Source organism: Candidatus Polarisedimenticolaceae bacterium, from assembly GCA_036376135.1.
Lineage (GTDB): Bacteria > Acidobacteriota > Polarisedimenticolia > Polarisedimenticolales > DASRJG01 > DASVAW01.
Map to the genome: position 1 here is coordinate 15,751 of DASVAW010000002.1, position 18,029 is coordinate 33,779.

Below are 18,029 nucleotides of genomic sequence, written 5' to 3' on the forward strand. Positions count from 1 at the left end.
AGGCCCCGATGGTGCGCCTGTTCTGCCTCGCCGCCGCCGCCGTTCTCCCGGGAACGGCGGCGGCGGAGGATTTCTGCCTCGAGCCGCGCCGCGCGCTCGAGGAGGTCGCCCGCCGTCACCGCGGCGGGGGGGAGGCGCTCGCCGAGGAGACGCTCCGAGCCCTCGTCGAGCGCGACGCCGCGAAGGCCCGGGCGCTGGCGGCGCTGCGCGCCGCCCCTCTCACGCGAGCGGAGATCCAGGGGGAAGTCGACCGCATGGCCGCGTCGACGCGCGATCCCGCCCGCCTGCGGGAGATGCTCGCCGCCCTCGGCGGCGACCCCGAGCGCTTCGGCCGGTGCGTCGCGGCCCCCGCGCTCGTGGAGCGCAGGCTGCGTTCGGCTTTCGCCGCGGATGCCGCATTCCAGTCCGAGGTGCGGGGTCGCGCCGTGGATCGCGTCGCTCCCGACACCGAGGTCGAGTTGCGGGACTCCCTGGACCACCCGGCGCTCGCCGCGTGGTTCGGCGAGCGCGGTCCCGCGTCGACCCCGCGTCGCGAGCCCGCGGCGATCCCGCGGGGGAGGTGGAGCTCCGTACTCGAGGATGCCGACCGCTTCTTCCGCGTTCGCGTCGACGGCGCCGTCGTCGCCATCGCGAGCTGGGACAAGTTGCCTTACGAACGCTGGTGGCCGCGCTTGGTGTCCGATGTCGAGCCGGTCGCCCACGACGGCGTGCCGCTCGGCCTGCGCGCCCCCGACGGCACGTGCACCGAAGACACCTGGTCCGGCATCGAAGCCGGCCAGGTCCCCGACGCGCGCGATTCCCATACCGCCGTCTGGACGGGCACCGAGCTGCTCGTGTGGGGGGGCGCGGGACTCGCCGGCGCGCTCGACGGCGGCGCGCGCTACGACCCCGCGACGGATGTCTGGGTCCCGATCTCGCGCAGCGGCGCGCCGTCGGCCCGCTGGAACCACACCGCGATCTGGACGGGCGCGTCGATGGTCGTCTGGGGAGGCACCGACGGCGGGGCCGTCTTCGCCGGCGGGGGACGCTACGAGCCCGCGAGCGACACGTGGACGCCGACGGCGATCGCATCCGCGCCGGCGGCGCGCGAGCGGCATACCGCGGTGTGGACGGGGACCGAGATGATCGTCTGGGGCGGGGACGAGCCGCTCGGCCACCTGGACAGCGGCGGCCGTTACGATCCCGCGCTCGATCGGTGGCGGCCGGTCGCTTCGGCGGGATCCCCGTCCGCCCGCTACCGCCACACGGCGATCTGGACCGGCACGCGCATGGTCGTCTGGGGCGGGCTCGACGACACCCTCGGGCCGCTCGGGGACGGTGCGCGCTACGACCCCGCGGCCGACGCGTGGAGCACCGTCGCGCCGAGCGGCGCGCCGTCGGCGCGTTCGCTGCACACCGCGGTGTGGACGGGGAACCGCATGGTGGTGTGGGGCGGGAGCACCTCCTCCGGATACGTGTCGAGCGGCGGCAGGTACGATCCCGCGGCGAACAGCTGGTCGCCCACCTCGCTCACACCGGACGCCCCCTCCGCGCGATACCTCCACACCGCGGTCTGGTCCGGCACGCGCATGATCGTCTGGGGCGGATACGACGCGGGCGGGTACACCGCCACAGGATCGCGCTACGACCCCGTCGGCGACACGTGGTCGGCGACGTCGTCCGCGCCGACCGTGCCGTCCCCCCGCGGATACCACGCCGCGGTCTGGTCGGGAACGACGATGCTCGTGTGGGGCGGCTACGCCTACGACGGCGCGGACCACGAGCTCGACACCGGCGGTCGCTACGATCCGGTCGCCGACCGCTGGACGCCGACCTCCGCGTGGGCCGACCGCCGCCGGCGTCACACGGCGGTGTGGACCGGATCGGAGCTCCTCGTCTTCGGCGGCGTCGAGGACGCCCCCGGCGCGGCGTCGCGCGTCCTCGCGAGCGGCGGACGGTACGTCCCCGCGACGGACACGTGGACCTCGCTCGCGGGGGACGGCGCCGCGCCGTCGGCGCGGGAGCGCCACGCGGCGGTGTGGACCGGCTCGCGCATGTTCGTCTGGGGCGGGCGCGGCCCGAATGCCGCGACGGCCACCGGCGCACTCTACGACCCGGCGACCGACGCATGGTCGACGACCGCCGGCAGCGGCGCTCCCAGCGCCCGTTACCTCCACACGGCGGTCGGGACGGGCTCGAGCGTCCTCGTCTGGGGGGGGTGGGACGGGACGGCGTCGGGAACGGGGGCGACCTACGACCCGGCGGCAGATGCTTGGACGCCGATTCCCCCTGGACCCGCGGGGAGGTACGGCCACGTCGCCGCGTGGACGGGAACGCGGATGATCGTCTGGGGCGGCACGACCGGAAGCGGCGCGACCGCGACCGGCTCCGGGCTCGACCCGGCGAGCGGCAATTGGACGCCGACGTCCACGAGCGGCGCCCCCTCCGCACGCACCTACGCCACCGCCTGCTGGACGGGCGCCGAGATGGTCGTCTGGGGAGGAGCGAACGGCGCCCCGCTGGATACCGGCGCCCGCTACGACCCCGCCTCCGATACCTGGCGCGCGACCCCCGTGGGGCCGTCGGCAAGGCAGGAACACACGGCGGTGTGGACCGGGAGCGGGATGATCGTGTGGGGCGGGGTGAACGGCGTGGAGCTCGACACCGGAGGGATCTACGCCCCGGGCTCCGATGCGTGGCGCGCGACCGCGCCCGGGCCATCGGCGCGCCAGGGGCACACCGCCGTCTGGACCGGGGAGCGGATGATCGTGTGGGGCGGCCGTGCGGCGGGGGCGTCTCTCGCCGACGGGGCGTCGTATTGCGCGACGGCGTGCACATCCCCCGTGCCGGGAACGGTCGGGTCGCTGCGGGTCGACGGGATCACGATCCGCTGGGCCGCGGCCGCGGGAGCGTCCGCCTACGACGTCGTGCGCGGGACGACCGCGCTCCTCCGCGGTTCGGGCGGGAACTTCACGACGGCGACGGACCGCTGCCTCGCGGACGACCTGGCGGCGACGAGCCTCGACGACCCGTCGAATCCCGGGGCGGCCGACGGCTACTGGTACCTCGCGCGCGCCGTCTCCTGCGGCGGGAGCGGGAGCTTCGACGGCCCCGGGTCGTCGCAGCCGAGTTCACGCGATGCGGAGATCGCCGCGTCGGCGGAGGCCTGCCCTTGAATCGCCCCCGACTGCTGCTCGCCGGGTTGCTGGTGATGATCCCCCTCGCCTTCGTGGGCGGTTACCGGCTCGCGGGGCGCGAGGCGGGGACGGCGCCGTCGGGAGAGCGGAAGGTCCTCTACTGGGTCGACCCGATGAATCCGTCGTTCCGCTCGTCGGAGCCGGGGACGGCGCCGTGCGGGATGCCGCTCGAGCCCGTCTACGCGGACGGCGAAGCACCCGCTCCGAACGGGGCGGTACGCGTGCGCGCCGACCGGCAGCAGCTCATCGGCGTCCGCGTGGAGGCGGTGAACCGCCGGGCCGCGTCGCGCAACCTGCGCCTGCCGGGTCGCGTCGCGGTGGACGAGAGCCGGCTCTACCGCATCTACTCCATCTCCGAGGGGTGGATCCGCGAGCTCGGGGCCTCGACGACCGGCTCGGTCGTCGACCGGGACGCGCGACTCGCGTCGTTCTACAGCCAGGAGATCCTCGGCCCGCAGCAGGCCTACCTCTACGCCCTCGAGGCGCTCGACCGGTACGCGGCGAGCGGGACCGCCTCGGACGAGCAGCTCACCCTCAACCGCCGCAACGTCCGCAACACCCGGCAGGCGCTGCTCAACCTCGGGATGGGGGAGACGCAGGTCGACGAGATCGCGAGGACCCGGCAGGGGGCGACCCTCGTCGACATCCGCTCGCCGGCCCGCGGGTTCGTCCTGCAGCGCAACGTCTCGATCGGGCAACGCTTCGACCGCGCGACGGAGCTGTTCACGATCGCCGACCTCCGGCGCGTCTGGGTCCTCGCGGACGTTCTGGAGGCCGACGCGGCGGCGCTCGCGCCGGGGACGAGGGCGATCGTGCGCTTCGGAGGAGCGACCGCGATGCTGGCGGCGGTCGTGAGCGCGGCCCTTCCCCAATTCGACCCGGCGACGCGGACCTTCAAGGTTCGCCTCGAGGCGGACAACCCGGGGTTCGTCCTTCGGCCGGGCATGCTCGTGGACGTCGAGGCGTCGTTCGAGCTCCCGGAGGCCCTCGTCGTTCCCGCTTCCGCGGTGATCGACTCCGGACTGCGCAGGACCGTCTTCGTCGAGCGCGACGAGGGGATCTTCGAGCCGCGGGAGATCATGACCGGCTGGAGCGCCTCGGGGGACGTGGAGGTCGTGGCCGGGCTCGAGGAAGGCGAGCGCGTGGTCGTTTCGGGGAACTTCCTCCTCGACTCCGAGAGCCGGATGCGCGCGTCGCCCCCCGACCGGGCGAAAGCGAGAGACCCGATCTGCGGGATGGAGGTCGACGTGGCCGAGGCCCGCGCGCAGGGGCTGGTCCTCGAGCACGACGGGAGGACGACGTCCTTCTGCGCGCCGGGCTGCCGGGACGCCTTCGCCGCGAAGCTGGGCCATGACGCTCGTTGAACGGGTCGTCGACGCCTCGATCCGCAACAAGGCGCTCGTCTTCGCGATCACGGCGCTCGCCGCGCTCTGGAGCCTCGCGTCCCTCTCGCGGATGCCGCTCGACGCGATCCCCGACCTGACCGACACGCAGGTCATCGTCTACTCGAGGTGGGATCGGAGCCCGGACCTCGTCGAGGACCAGGTCACCTACCCGATCGTCTCCGCGATGCTCGGAGCGCCGGGGGTCCGAGCGGTGCGCGGCTTCTCCGATTTCGGCTATTCGTTCGTCTACGTCCTCTTCGACGACGACGTGGACGTCTACTGGGCGCGCTCGCGCACCCTCGAATACCTCTCGGCGGTCCTCCCGACCCTCCCGGAGGGGGTGCAGACGCAGCTCGGCCCCGACGCGACCGCGCTCGGGTGGGTCTACCAATACGTCCTCGTCGACACGACGGGCTCGCGCGGGCTCGACGAGCTGCGTTCGCTGCAGGACTGGTACCTGCGTTACCACCTCAAGGCGGTTCCCGGGGTCGCCGAGGTCGCCCCCCTCGGCGGCTTCCGCCGGCAGTACCAGGTCCAAGTGGACCCGAATCGGCTGCGCGCCTACGGCATTCCCATCGCCGACGTGGTCGACGCGGTGCGCGGCGCGAACGTCGAGGTGGGGGGCCGCCTCGTCGAGTTCGGCGGCGCGGAGTACATGGTGCGGGGCCGCGGCTACGCGCGCTCGATCCAGGACTTCGAGGAGGTCGTCGTCGCGGCGGGGGACACCGGCTCGCCGATCCGCGTTCGCGACCTCGGCGTCGTCGTCGAGGGACCGGAGCTCCGGCGCGGGGTCGCCGACCTCGACGGCACCGGGGACACCGTCTCCGGGATCGTGATCGTGCGCCAGGGTCGGAACGCGCTCGAGGTCATTGGCCGCGTGAAGGAGAAGCTCCGCGAGATCGAGGCCGGACTCCCCGAGGGGGTGCGGGTCGTCCCTGTGTACGACCGCTCGGAGCTGATCCGGCGCGCGATCTCGACCCTGACGACCGCGATCCTCGAGGTCGTACTCACGATCTCGATCGTGATCCTGCTGTTCCTGTGGCACCTGCCGAGCTCGATCATCCCGATCGTCACGATCCCCCTCGCGGTGCTCCTGGCGTTCCTCCCCTTCGGCTGGATGGGGCTCACCGCGAACATCATGTCCCTCGGCGGGATCGCGATCGCCATCGGCGCCCTCGACGACGCCGCGATCGTCGTCGTGGAGCAGACCCACAAGAAACTCGAGGAGTGGCAGCGCGCGGGGAGCGTCGGGGACTACCGGGAGGTCGTCCGGCGGGCGATCGGACAGGTGGCGGGGCCGAGCTTCTTCTCCCTGCTCGTGATCGGCGTGTCGTTCCTCCCCGTTCTCGCCCTCGAGGCGCAGGAGGGACGCCTCTTCAAGCCGCTCGCCTACACGAAGATCCTGGCGATGACGATCGCGGCGGTCCTCGCGATCACCCTCGACCCGGCGCTGCGGATGTTGTTCACCCGGCGCGAGCGGTACGCCTTCCGTCCCGCGTGGCTCGCATCGGCGGCGAACGCGGCCTTCGTGGGAACGATCCGCCAGGAGGAGCGTCACCCCGTGAGCCGGTTCCTCATGCGCGCCTACGCCCCCGCGGCCCGGTGGTCGCTCGATCACAAGGGAGCGGTCTTCGCGGTCGCGATCGTCCTGCTCCTCGCGACGGTCCCGCTCTTCCTCGGCCTGGGAAGCGAGTTCATGCCCCCGCTCGAGGAGGGGGCGTTGTTCTACATGCCCACGACCATGCCCGGCATCTCCGCAACCGAGGCGCAGCGCCTGCTCCAGGTCACCGACCGGGTGATGATGGGCTTTCCCGAGGTCGCCCGCGTTCTCGGGAAGGCCGGCCGGGCGGAGACGGCGACCGATCCCGCGCCGCTGTCCATGTTCGAGACGGTCCTGGTCTTGAAACCCGAGGAGGAGTGGCGCCGCGTCGACACGTGGTACTCGTCGTGGGCTCCCGAGCTCGTCAAGCCGCTCCTGCGCCGGATCACCTCCGACCGCATCCCGCAGGAGAGGCTGGTCGAGGAGCTCAACGACGCCCTTCGCCTTCCGGGGCTCTCCAACGCGTGGACGATGCCGATCAAGGCGCGCATCGACATGCTGAGCACCGGGATCCGCACCCCGGTCGGGCTCAAGATCTCCGGGGCCGACCTCGCGGCCATCGAGTCGATCGGGGTGGAGGCGGAGCGCGTGCTGCGCGACGTCCCGGGAACACGCAGCGTCTTCGCCGAGCGCACCGGGGGAGGGTATTTCCTCGACATCGACTGGAAGCGGGACGCGCTCGCGCGGTACGGGCTCACCGTGGAGGAGGCGCAGGAGGTCGTCCAGGCGGCCATCGGCGGAGAGTCGATCACGACGACCGTCGAGGGACGGGCCCGCTACGCCGTGAGCGTGCGTTACCTGCCGGACTTCCGGTCCGATCCCGACGCCGTCGGGCGCGTTCTCGTTCCCGCGGGGAGCGGCGACCGCCAGGTCGCTCTCGCCCAGCTCGCGGAGGTGAGCGTCTCGACGGGCCCGTCGATGATCCGCAACGAGGACGGCCTGCTCACCGGCTACGTCTACGTCGACCTCGCGGGTCGCGATCCCGCCGCGTACGTCGAGGAGGCCGACGCGCTCCTGCGCGCGAAGGTGAAGGTACCGCCGGGGTACGCGATCGGCTGGAGCGGCCAGTACGAGTCGATGGTGCGCGTGCGCGAGCGCCTCCTGGTCGTCGTGCCGATCACGCTTCTGCTGATCCTGATCCTGCTCCTCATGAACACGCGTTCGCCGACCAAGACGGCGATCGTCATGCTGGCGGTTCCGTTCTCGGCGGTCGGCGCGATCGCCTGCGTGTGGGCGCTGGGCTACGCGATGAGCCCGGCGGTCTGGGTCGGCCTGATCGCGCTGCTGGGCGTGGACGCCGAGACGGGGGTTTTCATGCTTCTCTACCTCGACCTCGCCTGGGAGCAGGCACGATCCGAGGGGCGGATGAACACCCGCGACGACCTCCGCCGCGCGGTGCTCGAGGGGGCGGTGCAGCGGCTGCGGCCGAAGTTCATGACGGTCACCACGACCTTCGTCGGGCTGCTTCCGATCCTGTGGGCGACGGGAGCGGGATCGGCCATCATGAAGCGGATCGCCGCGCCGATGGTGGGCGGAATCCTGACCTCGTTCCTGCTCGAGCTGCTCGTTTATCCCGCGGTCTACGAGGTGTGGCGGGGGAGGTCCCTGCGATCCTCGTGAAGGCCGAAGCGCTGTGGGAGGAACCCATGAAGCGCGGGTTCGGTGTCCTTTCCCTGCTGGCCCCCCTTCCGCTCCTCGCCGCCACGGTGACCGGCACGGTGCTCACCCCCGAAGGGTCGCCGCTTCCGGGCGCCCTCGTCGTCGCGCGGAGCGCCGCGGCACCCGCCGTGGAGGTCCTGAGCGGCGAGCGCGGCGTGTTCCGGTTCTCCGGGCTTCCCGCCGGGGAGGTGATCCTCGAGGCGTCGGTGCCCGGCTACCTCGCGGCGATCGAGCGCCGGACGCTGTCCGCCGACGATCGCATCGCGGTGGTCCTGCGGATCCCGACCGCGCCGACGGAGGCGGTCACCGTCCGCGCCGACGCCCCGCGCGGCGGGATCGAGATCCCCGAGATCCGCGAGAGCGCGGCGCGGGACGTGGGGGAGGCGCTCGCGTCCGTGCCCGGCGTGTGGGCGCTGCGCAAGGGAGGCGTCGCCAACGAGGTCGTCGTCCGCGGCTTCCAGTCCCGGGACCTCAACGTCCTCATCGACGGAGAGCGGGTCTACGGCGCCTGCCCCAACCACATGGACCCGCCGGCCTTCCACGTGGACTTCGCCGAGGTCGAGCGGATCGAGGTGGGGAAGGGACCGTTCGACGTCCTCCACCAGGGAAGCCTCGGCGGGACCGTGAACGTCGTCACGCGTCGCCCCGCCCCCGGTTTTGCCGCGCATGCGAACCTCGCCGTGTCGGGGGACGATTACCGGAATCCATCGCTCGCGGCGTCGTACGGCGGCGAGCGGCTCGCCGTCCTGGGCGGCTGGTCGTATCGCGCCGGGGACGCGTACCGGACCGGGTCGGGGCGGCGGACCACCGAGATCACGAACTACCGCTCCGATGCGATCGGGGAGCGCGCGTTCGAAGTGGGGACCGCATGGGCGAAATTCGCCGCCCGCCCCGCCGACGGGCACGACCTGGATCTGTCCTGGACCCGGCAGCAGGCCGACCGCGTCTACTACCCCTACCTGATGATGGACGCGATCTACGACGACACCGACCGCGTGCGCGCCTCCTGGCGCTCGAAGCGGATGCGCGCGGAGGCCTACTTCACCCGCGTCGACCACTTCATGACCGACACCTGGAGGACCTCCTCGGCGATCCCCGCCGCCACCCTGGGCTGGTCGATGGGGACGCTCGCGGAGTCGAGGACCTTCGGCGGGCGCGTCGAGGTGCGCGTGGCGGGCTGGACGCTCGGTGCGGAGGGGTACGACCGGTACTGGAACACCGCCACGCGCATGGCGGGAACGGCCTACCGGGTCCAGGCGTCCACCCCCGGGGTGACGACGACCGTCGGCGGCCTCTTCGCGGAGCGCGACTTCGACCTCGGCGACGGGACCACCCTCGCGGCGGGGGCGCGCCTCGACCGCGCGCGGACCGCGGCCGACGCCTCGATCGCCCCGACCGCGCTCTGGTACGCGGTTCACGGCACGCGTTCGACGCAGGCGACCGACACCCTGCCGTCGGCGACGCTGCGCCTGGTCCACCGCAACGAGGACACGGGATTCGAGTCGGCGATCGGCGTCGGGCACGCCGCCCGCGTCCCCGAGGCGAACGAGCGTTATTACGGCCTCCGGCGCCCGACCTCGGACTGGGTCGGCAACCCGCTCCTCGAGCCGAGCCGCAACACCGGGGTCGACGCCTCCGTCGCCAAGCGCTCCGGGCGCGCGTCGGTGGGACTGAGCGTGTACGCGATCCTCGTGGAGGAGTACGCGACGGTCGTGGAGAAGGGGCGCGCCCGCACCTACGCCGACGTGGACGCCACGATCCTCGGCGGCGAGATCGACGCGGCGGTGACCCTCGCGACGCGCTGGTTCCTGTCGGGGGAGGTCTCGGCCGTCCGCGGCCGGCAGGAGGCCGACCCCTCGCGCGGGATCACCTCGCGCGACCTGGCCGAGATGCCCCCGCTGCGCGGGCGGCTGGCGCTTCGCTGGAACGGCCCGGGCGTGTGGGCGGAAGGAGCGTTCGAGGGATCGCTCCGCCAGGACAAGGTCGACACCGACCTCGGGGAGACGCCGACGCCGTCGTACGGCGTTCTCGGCGTGCGCGCGGGCGCCGCGTGGCGGATGCTGACGTTCACCGTGGGCGTCGCGAACGTCTTCGACCGCGACTATCTCCAGCACCTGTCCTATCAGCGCGACCCGTTCCGATCGGGGGTGCGCCTCCCGGAGCCGGGGAGGACCGTGTACGCGAACCTGGGGATGCGGCTCTGAAAATAGGGACAGTCACCGTATTTCGACAAATGGGGACAGCAACCTATTTCGCTAACCGTGGAAATAAAAAGGGGGTCGGGATCCCATAACGTGCACCAGGGTTCCCGGCACCCTTCTTACTTCCACGGTTAGCGAAATAGGTTGCTGTCCCCATTCGAAATACGGTGACTGTCCCTATCTTCCGTACACCGGCACCAGCGCCCCCCGCGTGACCTCGTTCTGCGGCGAGGCGAGGAAGACGATCGTCGCGGCGACGGACGGAAGCGTCGCCCACCTCGAAAAGTCCGCCTTGGGCATCGCCGCGCGGTTCGCCTTCGTGTCCATCGTCGAAGGGACGACGGCGTTGACCCAGATCCCGCGGGGGGCGACCTCCTCGGACAGGGCGAGGGTCATCGCGACGACCGAGGCCTTGCTCATCGTGTAGGCGATCTTCCCCGCGCCGCGACGGGGCTCGATCCCCGCCTCGGCGGCGACGTTCACGATGCGCCCCCCCGCCGGCAACCTCCTCACCGCCTCGCGGGAGCAAAGGAAGGCCGAAAGGGTGTTCATCGCGTGCATCCGCCCGAAGTCGGCGAGGGAGGTCTCCTCGAACGGTGCCATCGCGAACCCCCCGGCGCAGTGGATCGAGCCCCAAAGCACGGGCAGGGAGGCGTAGTACCCGGCGACCTGCGCCTCGACGTCGAGGGAGACCCCCCCCGTCACCCGGACGCGGTCCCGGGTCTCGAACTCGAGCTCGTGGGCGGCGGCCTCCCCCCGGACCGGCAGGTGGCAGACCGCTCCCGCCTCGACGAGGGCCCGCACGACGGCGGCGCCGAGCTCCCCCGAGGCCCCGGTGACCACGACGTTCCGGTTCTCGTAACGGATGTCCATTCCCGCTCTCCTCCCGGAGAGTCTAGACTGTCGGCCGGGCCCCGGAGGGTGTTGCGATGCCCGCCAACCTCACCCCCGACTACCACCGCGCCGAGGAGCATTTCCGCTCGGCGAAGACGAACGAGGAGAAGGTCCTCGCCCTCGAGGAGATGCTGCGCGTCGTCCCCAAGCACAAGGGGACGGACGGGCTGCAGGCCGACCTCAAGGCGCGCCTGGCCAAGCTCCGAAAACAGCCGATGAGCAAGGCGGCGCGGGCCTCGTTCAGCCACGTCGTCGAGAAGGAAGGGGCGGGGCAGGTGGCGCTCCTGGGCCCTCCGAACTCCGGGAAGTCGTCGCTCGTCGCGGCGCTCACGCACGCGACCCCCGAGATCGCCGAGTACCCGTTCACCACGCGCGAGCCGGTACCGGGGATGATGCCGTTCGAGGACGTGCGCATCCAGCTCGTCGACCTCCCGCCGCTCAACGACGACCACGTCGAGCCGTGGGTGTGGGACATCGCGCGCCGCGCCGACGCGGTCTGGCTCGTGGTGAACGTCGAGGACGGGCTCGACGGGTTCCTCCATTCCCGCGAGCGGCTCGACGAGAAGGCGATCCGCACCACGCCCCCCGGCGGGGGAGGCAAGCCCGCGCTCGTCGTCGCGACCGGACTCGACCGCGGGGACGGACCCGACGACCTCGAGATCCTGCGCGAGCTGATGGATCCCGCGTGGCCGCTTTACGGCGTGTCGACGGTGACGAGGGCGGGGCTCGACGTCCTCGCGAAACGCACCTTCGAGGCGCTCGACGTGATCCGGGTCTACACGAAGCAGCCGGGGAAACCGGCCGACAAGGCGTCCCCGTTCACGCTGCCGCGGGGGGCGACCGTCGCCGACCTCGCGACGCGGATCCACAACGACCTCGCGGCGGCGATGCACTTCGCGCGCGTATGGGGACCCTCGGTCTTCGACGGGCAGACGGTGCACGGCGAACACGTCCTCCTCGAGGGGGACGTGGTCGAGATCCACTGAAGCATCGGAGGGCTCGTGATCCGCGCCATCGCCGCCTTCTTCATCGCGCTGCTTGCCGCCGGCGTCGCGGATGCCGCCTGGATCGGCACCGCGCGCAGCGGCGACACGGCCTACTTCCTCTTCGACTCGCCCGCGGAGATCAGGCGGTACGACCTGCGGGGCCGGGCGTGGCTCCCGGCGAAGCCGCTCGCCGAGCCCCCCACGGCGCTCGCCGCCTCGGATGGCGCGCTCTTCGTCGCCTTCGGGCGCCGGGTCTCGCGCTTCGCGCTCGACGTCACCGGAGAGGTTCCGATCCACAACACCGCGACTGACGTCTACGAGCTCGCCGTGGGACCGCGCGCGCTGTACGTGTTCTCCTGGATCGTGCAGGCCGTGGACCCGTCGACGGGAGCGCTCGTCGACGAGGAGGACTTCTGGTACTCGATGCGCGGCGTCTCGATCGCGCCGACGACCGGTCGGATCTTCGGGAGGTCGACCGGGGTCAGCCCTTGCGACGTCGTCCGCGTGAGCCTCGCGGCGGACGGGACCTTCGTCGGACAGACCGACAGCCCCCATCACGGCGATTTCCCGTGCGCGGGCCGCACGTTCGTGTTCCCGGGCGAGGCGCGCGTGGTCGACGACGCGGGGATCGTCTATACGACGAACGACCTCCGCTACAACAACAGCTTCGCCGGGGCGTTCGACGACCTCGCGTTCTACGGGGACGTCCCGATCCTCCTGCGAGGCGGCACGCTCACGGCCTACACGAACGCGTTCCTTCCGACGGGGAGCTTCGACCTGCCGCGTGCGGCGCACCGGATCTTCGTCGAGGGGGACACGATCTTCTCGTTCTCCGACGGCCCCGGGGACCTGGGGGTCGTGACCACTCCCGTCGGGGCCCTTTCTCCTCCCGAGCCGGGGCTGCCCGTGGACCCTCGCGGGCTCGCCTACAGCCCTGATGCCGTGCACCGCGGCGCCGACGGCGTGATCTACCTCCTCAGCAAGTCGAACCTCAGCGTCTTTCGCTGGTCGATCGCGCTCCGCGACTACCTCGCCACGATCCCGCTCGTCGAGGCCCCGAGCCACATGGCGTACTCCGCGGAGGGAGGGCGTCTCTACCTCGCCTACCCGCAAGGGGCGATCCGCACCATCCCGGTCGACGGCCCGCTCGTGGAGTCCCCCTTCGCGAACCTCCCCCAGGCTCCGCTCGGACTGTCGACCGCCGGCGAGTTCGTGTTCGCCTGCGACGGAAGCGGGGCGTGGGCTACCCACTGGACCTTCGCTCCCGACGGCGCGCTCGTCTCCCAGGTCGAATGGAACTACTACTCCCGCGAATACACGTGGAGTCCCGCGAACCGCCGGATGTACTTCTTCCGCGACGACACCTCTCCCAACGACCTTCACTGGGAGTCGATCGACGCCGGCGGGCGAATCACGGGCGAGGGCGAGTCGCCCTACCACGGTGAGGTGGGCACGCTCGTGCCGATCCGCGTGTCGCCGGACGCGTCGGTCGTCCTGCTCGGCTCCGGGCAGTTGTACGACGGGACGACGCTCGTCCACGCCGACGACCTCTCGAACAACGTCACCGACGGCGTGTGGCTTGGCGGCGCCCTCTTCACCCTGCGGTTCCTGACGCCGGACACCCAGGTGCAGCGCTGGACGGGGAGTTACCTGATCGACGGCTCCTTCCGGCTCCCCGGCGACCCGATTCGGCTGTTCGACGTTGGTGAGGAGCTCCTCGTGATCACGCGGGTGGCCGGCGTCCCGCAATTCACCTTCCGTCCCGGGGTCGCCGGGGATACCGACGGAGACGGCGTCCACGACGTGGCCGACAACTGCCCCCGCGTCGAGAACGGCGGGCAGGAGGACGGCGACGCCGACGCGGTGGGGTCGGCCTGCGACAATTGCGCCGAGACCTCGAACGCGAGCCAGGCGGACTTCGACGCCGACGGGCGGGGGGATGCCTGCGAAACGGGACGGGCGATCCTGGACGCCGATCTCTCGACGCGGGTCGACGGCGTCGACCTCGCGATGCTCGGCCGGCACTTCGGATCGCCGACGTCGGGGGCACCGTACGACGCCCGGGTCGATTTCGACCGGGACGGAGACGTGGACGGCGTGGACCTCAGCCTGCTCGCCGCACAATTCGGGCGGCTGGTCTTCTAGTCGCGCCGGTGCGCTAACTCGCCTCGCCGACCCCGCGCACCACCGCCGTCCCCCGCGCCGTCGCCGACTTGAGGACCTCCCCGCCCTTCTGGTCGTAGATCGTGAAGGTCCCGCTCATCGAGAACGTGACGCGGTTCCCGCTCACCGACTCGATCGTGACCCACGCCTCCTCGGCGCCCGCGAGCCCGCCCATCCCGACGAAGCAGAAGTTCGCGTCGTCGCCGTCGCCGGTGAAGTCGACCTTCAGTCGTTCGCCGACGAGGTCGATCGGTTGCTTCACGCTCGCGGGAAGATCGCCGTAGAGTCCCATCCCCGAGCCGAGCCCGGCGAGGCACTCCTCGTCCTTCGCGCCCGTCGATTCTCCCTCGATGCGGAACCAGGGTTCTTCCCCCGGCTCGAAGGTCATCGCGACGCCCCGAAGCGCGTAGGTCGTGCCCTCGAGGACGAGCGACCCCGAACCCCCGGCCTCCCCGACGGAGGCCCCGGAGCCGGAGCAGGCGGCCGTCAGGAGCAGCGCGGTCGAAAGCCAGACGAATCGATGCATGGGGCCCTCCCGGGATGCAGGGAATATGGGCGCCGATCGGCGGAGCGTCCAACCCGGGCCTTGCGGCGCCTCCATGGAAGTGTTTCCTTGGGATCGGACGGCCCCGCGGGGCTCGTGGAAAGGTGGGCGCCATGCGACTCGGCGTCGTTCCGCAGGGGACCCCCCCTCCCGAGGGAGTCCGACGCCTTCACGTCCTCCTCATCAACCCCAGCAAATACGACGACGAAGGCTACGTCCTGCGTTTCCTCCGCGGCGTCCTTCCGAGCAACACCCTCGCCGCGCTCGCGGCCCTCACGCGGGACGTCGCGCGACGTCGCGCTCTCGGCGAGATCGAGGCCGAGATCCACCTCCTCGACGAGCACGTGCAGACGATCCGCCCCGAGCGGCTCGCCCGCCGGCACGTCGGTCCCGCCGATCGCGCGGTCGTCGCCCTGTGCGGCGTGCAGACCAACCAGTTCCCCCGCGCGGCGGACCTCGCGCGGCGATTCCGCGCGGCGGGGGTACCCGTGATGATCGGCGGCTTCCACGTCTCCGGGAGCGTCGCGGAGAGCGGGGGTGCGCTTCCGCTCGAGTGCCGGGACCTCGTGGTCGAGGGGATCACGCTCGTGAAGGGCGAGGTGGAGACGTGCTGGGAGGATCTCCTTCGCGACGCGCTCCACGGGGCGCTCGCGCCGTTCTACGACGTCAAGGAACGCCCGTCCCTCGCCGATTCGCCGGTTCCCGAGATCGACCACGACCTCATGGCGCGGTTCGCCTTCCCGAGGATGGGGACGATCGACGCGGGGCGGGGATGCCCGTACCGCTGCAGCTTCTGCACGATCATCGCGGTGCAGGGGAACACGATGCGGTATCGCCCCGCCGCCCTCATCCGGGAGCGGATGCGGGCCAACGCCGCCTCCGGCGTGGATTACTACTTCTTCACCGACGACAACTTCGCGCGCAATCCGGCGTGGGAGGAGATCTTCGACGCGATCGTCGCGCTTCGCCGCGACGAGGGGATCGACGTCCAGTTCATGATGCAGGTGGACGCGCTCGCGTACCGGATCCCGCGGTTCGCCGAGAAGGCGGCGGCGGCCGGATGCAGCCAGGTCTTCATCGGCATGGAGACCCTGAACCCCGCGAACCTGGCCGCCGCGGGGAAGACCCAGAACCACGCCGGGGACTACCGCGGCATGATCGACGCCTGGCACGCGCACGGCATCGCGTGCCACGTCGGTTACATCATCGGGTTCCCGTTCGACACCCCCGAAAGCGTGCGCGAGGACGTGCGGCGCCTGCGCGACGAGATCGGCGTGGACCAGGCGTCGTTCTTCATGCTCATGCCCCTTCCCGGCTCGCTCGACCACGCGGAGCTCGTGCGTCGCGGGGAGTGGATGGAGCCCGATCTCAACCGCTTCGATTCGTTCCATCCCACGACCCGTCACCCCCGGATGTCGGCGACGGAGTGGTTCGCCTCGTTCCGGCAGGCCTGGCGCGACTTCTACACCGTGGACGCGATGAAGGCGATCCTCGCGCGCGCCAACGCGCGGACCTACTGGGGCCTCTTCAAGAACTTCGTCTGGTACCGGTACGCCGCGTTCGTCGAGGACACGCCCCCGATGTTGTGCGGCTTCGTCCGCTTCAAGTCCCGCAGGGAGCGGCGGCTGGGGCTTCCGGTGGAGCCGTGGCTGCGCCACCTGCGGGCGAGGACGCTCGATCGCGTGCGCTGGGCGCGCCGGGTCGCGGCGCTCTACTTCGAGATGCAGGAGGTCTGGCTCGCCACGCGCGGCCGGGTGCGGTTCGAGGCGAAGGTGGGCGCGTGGAAGTCGGCCCTGGGGCGCGCGAACCTCCTGGCGATCCGCGAGACCACGCGCCGGCAGCTCGACGCCTACTGGAGCGGCACGTGGGCCGCCGTCCGCCGGGGTCGGCTGTACCGGGTCAACCCGCTCGCGCTCTCGTGGAACCTGCTCCGCGACGCGAGACTGTGCCTGGGCTTCAACCTCTCGATGCTGGCGGGGCACCGGAGGTAGGGCGGCCCGTTCAGCGCCTGCCCGTCCTCACGCGGACGGCGGCGCGCTCGTCGTGGACCGGGCGTAGGGTGAGGAACCCCGAGCCGTCCGGCAGGACGTCCATCAGGTTGCGCAGGTACGGAAGCTCCACCACCGGGATCGGGAAGACCACGCGCGGCGTTCCCGCGTGGGCGCCGTTCCCCGAGAGCTCGACGTCGACCGCCATCCACTCCGAGGACGGGGAGCGGTAGTGGATCGTCCTGCCGTCGGCGGAGAAACGCGGCTCGGATCCGCCCCCCGACGAAATCTGCCACTGGCGGAGCTTCGGGCCGCCCTCGAGCGGCGCGAGGTAGACCTCCATCCGGCCCGACGCGTCGCTCGTGTACACGATCCAGCGCGAGTCCGGGGAGAACGCGCCGCGATCCTCGACGTAAGGTCCCGAGGACCATGCGATCCAGGGCTCGCTCGAGGCCCCGAGCGCGCGAAGGTAGAGGTCGTACTTCCGGTCGCCGTCCAATGTCGAGGCGAGCAGCCACCGTCCGTCGCCGGAGACGTCGAGCACCGCGAGGTCGTCCCCGGGGGGTGCACCGAGCCGGTCGGGCTCGCCGCCGCCGTTCACCGCCTTGCGGTAGACCTCCCACTTCCCGCCGTGGTTCGAGTCGAAGTACACGGATTCGCCGTCGGGGGAGAAGGCGGCGCTGTCGGCCATCGCACCGCGGAAGGAGATCGGGGTCCTCACCCCGCGGTCGAGATCCTGCACCCAGATCAGCCGCTCCGGGGAGTCCGAGAAGATCTCGAAGGCGACGCGCTTGCCGTCCGGGGAGATGTTCGGATTGCCGAAGCGCTCGGCCGCGCCGAGGATTCGCGTCGGTCGGCCCGCGCGATCGACGAAGGTCAGCTCGGTCTCCGGGGAGCCGGTCTGGAAGGCGAGGATCCCGCCGGCCGCGGCCGAAAACGGCGCGGCGTGCATCGTCCCGAGGGGGTACACCTGCGATGCGACGAGGGACGCCGCCTCTCCGAGATCGCCGCGGCCCAGGTCGAAGGGAAACGCGACGAGCTGCCCCTGCTGACCCAGGAGCAGGCGTCCGTCCGGGTCGAGGATCGGCTGGGAGCGGACCGCCTTCCGGAGGATCCGCGGCGGCGATCCTCCGACGTCGGCCAGATAGATGCGATGCCCCTCGTCCGACGAAGCGTCCGCGAGGAAGAGGAAGCGCTTGCCGTCCGGGAGGAATACGGGCCAGGCGTGCGTCGATTCGACCCCCTTCTCGACCTGGGTGATCGCTTCGGGCGATTTTCCCCCCGCCGCGGAGACTCTCCGGATCGGCCCCGAGACACTGCCGACGAGGATCACGCCGTCGGCGCCCCACGACCCTCCCACCGCCCCCGGGGCGGGCCCAACCACGCGGGAGGCGGCGCCGTCGCGCGGGACGAGCAGCAGGCGATCGTCCGCG

Annotated in this window: 10 protein-coding genes; 7 read left to right on the top strand and 3 right to left on the bottom strand. The window is 71.6% G+C overall.

Annotated elements, in window-relative coordinates; all coding sequences use genetic code 11:
* Positions 1–8 precede the first annotated feature (8 nt).
* From VF139_00220 to VF139_00235, 4 genes are read left to right on the top strand one after another with little or no spacing between them, the layout of a single operon-like run.
* Positions 9–3,155 (top strand): hypothetical protein, encoded by a 3,147-nt coding sequence (locus VF139_00220; protein HEX6849799.1) that lies wholly within the window; start codon positions 9–11, stop codon positions 3,153–3,155.
* Positions 3,152–4,540: an efflux RND transporter periplasmic adaptor subunit gene (locus VF139_00225; protein HEX6849800.1), complete on the top strand. Its 1,389-nt coding sequence runs from the start codon at positions 3,152–3,154 to the stop codon at positions 4,538–4,540. Before VF139_00220 ends, VF139_00225 begins: the two co-directional genes overlap by 4 nt.
* Entirely contained in the window at positions 4,527–7,781 is a 3,255-nt protein-coding gene (locus tag VF139_00230; protein HEX6849801.1) for a CusA/CzcA family heavy metal efflux RND transporter, read from the top strand. The genes VF139_00225 and VF139_00230 overlap by 14 nt, the downstream gene beginning before the upstream one ends.
* 26 nt (positions 7,782–7,807) lie before the next feature.
* Positions 7,808–10,024, top strand: coding sequence for a TonB-dependent receptor (locus VF139_00235; protein HEX6849802.1), 2,217 nt, complete (start codon positions 7,808–7,810; stop codon positions 10,022–10,024).
* 174 nt (positions 10,025–10,198) lie between these two features.
* Here the strand turns inward: VF139_00235 and VF139_00240 are convergent, their stop codons facing one another.
* Positions 10,199–10,894 carry an SDR family NAD(P)-dependent oxidoreductase gene (locus VF139_00240; protein HEX6849803.1) on the bottom strand — a complete coding sequence of 232 codons (696 nt, stop codon included), beginning with the start codon at positions 10,892–10,894 and terminating at the stop codon, positions 10,199–10,201.
* 56 nt (positions 10,895–10,950) lie between these two features.
* On the opposite strand from VF139_00240, the gene VF139_00245 reads away from it, so the two are divergent.
* Both VF139_00245 and VF139_00250 read left to right on the top strand, forming a co-directional pair.
* The gene (locus tag VF139_00245) at positions 10,951–11,901 is read left to right on the top strand and encodes a GTPase (protein ID HEX6849804.1); all 951 of its coding nucleotides are present in this window, start codon (positions 10,951–10,953) and stop codon (positions 11,899–11,901) included.
* Positions 11,902–11,916: 15 nt separating this feature from the next.
* Entirely contained in the window at positions 11,917–14,046 is a 2,130-nt protein-coding gene (locus VF139_00250) for a thrombospondin type 3 repeat-containing protein (protein ID HEX6849805.1), read from the top strand.
* Between the two features lie 13 nt (positions 14,047–14,059).
* Here the strand turns inward: VF139_00250 and VF139_00255 are convergent, their stop codons facing one another.
* The gene (locus tag VF139_00255; protein ID HEX6849806.1) at positions 14,060–14,590 is read right to left on the bottom strand and encodes a hypothetical protein; all 531 of its coding nucleotides are present in this window, start codon (positions 14,588–14,590) and stop codon (positions 14,060–14,062) included.
* Positions 14,591–14,721: 131 nt separating this feature from the next.
* Here VF139_00255 and VF139_00260 point away from each other — a divergent pair, with 131 nt between their 5' ends.
* Positions 14,722–16,599: a radical SAM protein gene (locus tag VF139_00260; GenBank protein ID HEX6849807.1), complete on the top strand. Its 1,878-nt coding sequence runs from the start codon at positions 14,722–14,724 to the stop codon at positions 16,597–16,599.
* A 10-nt stretch (positions 16,600–16,609) separates the two neighbouring features.
* On the opposite strand, the gene VF139_00265 is transcribed toward VF139_00260, so the two are convergent.
* Positions 16,610–18,029 (bottom strand): hypothetical protein (locus tag VF139_00265; protein HEX6849808.1); only part of this gene is annotated, 1,420 nt, incomplete at its 5' end.

What these genes read in the sequence shown, in the direction of transcription:
- VF139_00220 (HEX6849799.1), top strand. Translation starts at nt 9, where the DNA reads ATGGTGCGCCTGTTCTGCCTCGCCGCCGCCGCCGTTCTCCCGGGAACG.
- VF139_00230 (HEX6849801.1), top strand. Translation starts at nt 4,527, where the DNA reads ATGACGCTCGTTGAACGGGTCGTCGACGCCTCGATCCGCAACAAGGCG.
- VF139_00235 (HEX6849802.1), top strand. Translation starts at nt 7,808, where the DNA reads ATGAAGCGCGGGTTCGGTGTCCTTTCCCTGCTGGCCCCCCTTCCGCTC.
- VF139_00240 (HEX6849803.1), bottom strand. Translation starts at nt 10,894, where the DNA reads ATGGACATCCGTTACGAGAACCGGAACGTCGTGGTCACCGGGGCCTCG.
- VF139_00245 (HEX6849804.1), top strand. Translation starts at nt 10,951, where the DNA reads ATGCCCGCCAACCTCACCCCCGACTACCACCGCGCCGAGGAGCATTTC.
- VF139_00255 (HEX6849806.1), bottom strand. Translation starts at nt 14,590, where the DNA reads ATGCATCGATTCGTCTGGCTTTCGACCGCGCTGCTCCTGACGGCCGCC.
- VF139_00260 (HEX6849807.1), top strand. Translation starts at nt 14,722, where the DNA reads ATGCGACTCGGCGTCGTTCCGCAGGGGACCCCCCCTCCCGAGGGAGTC.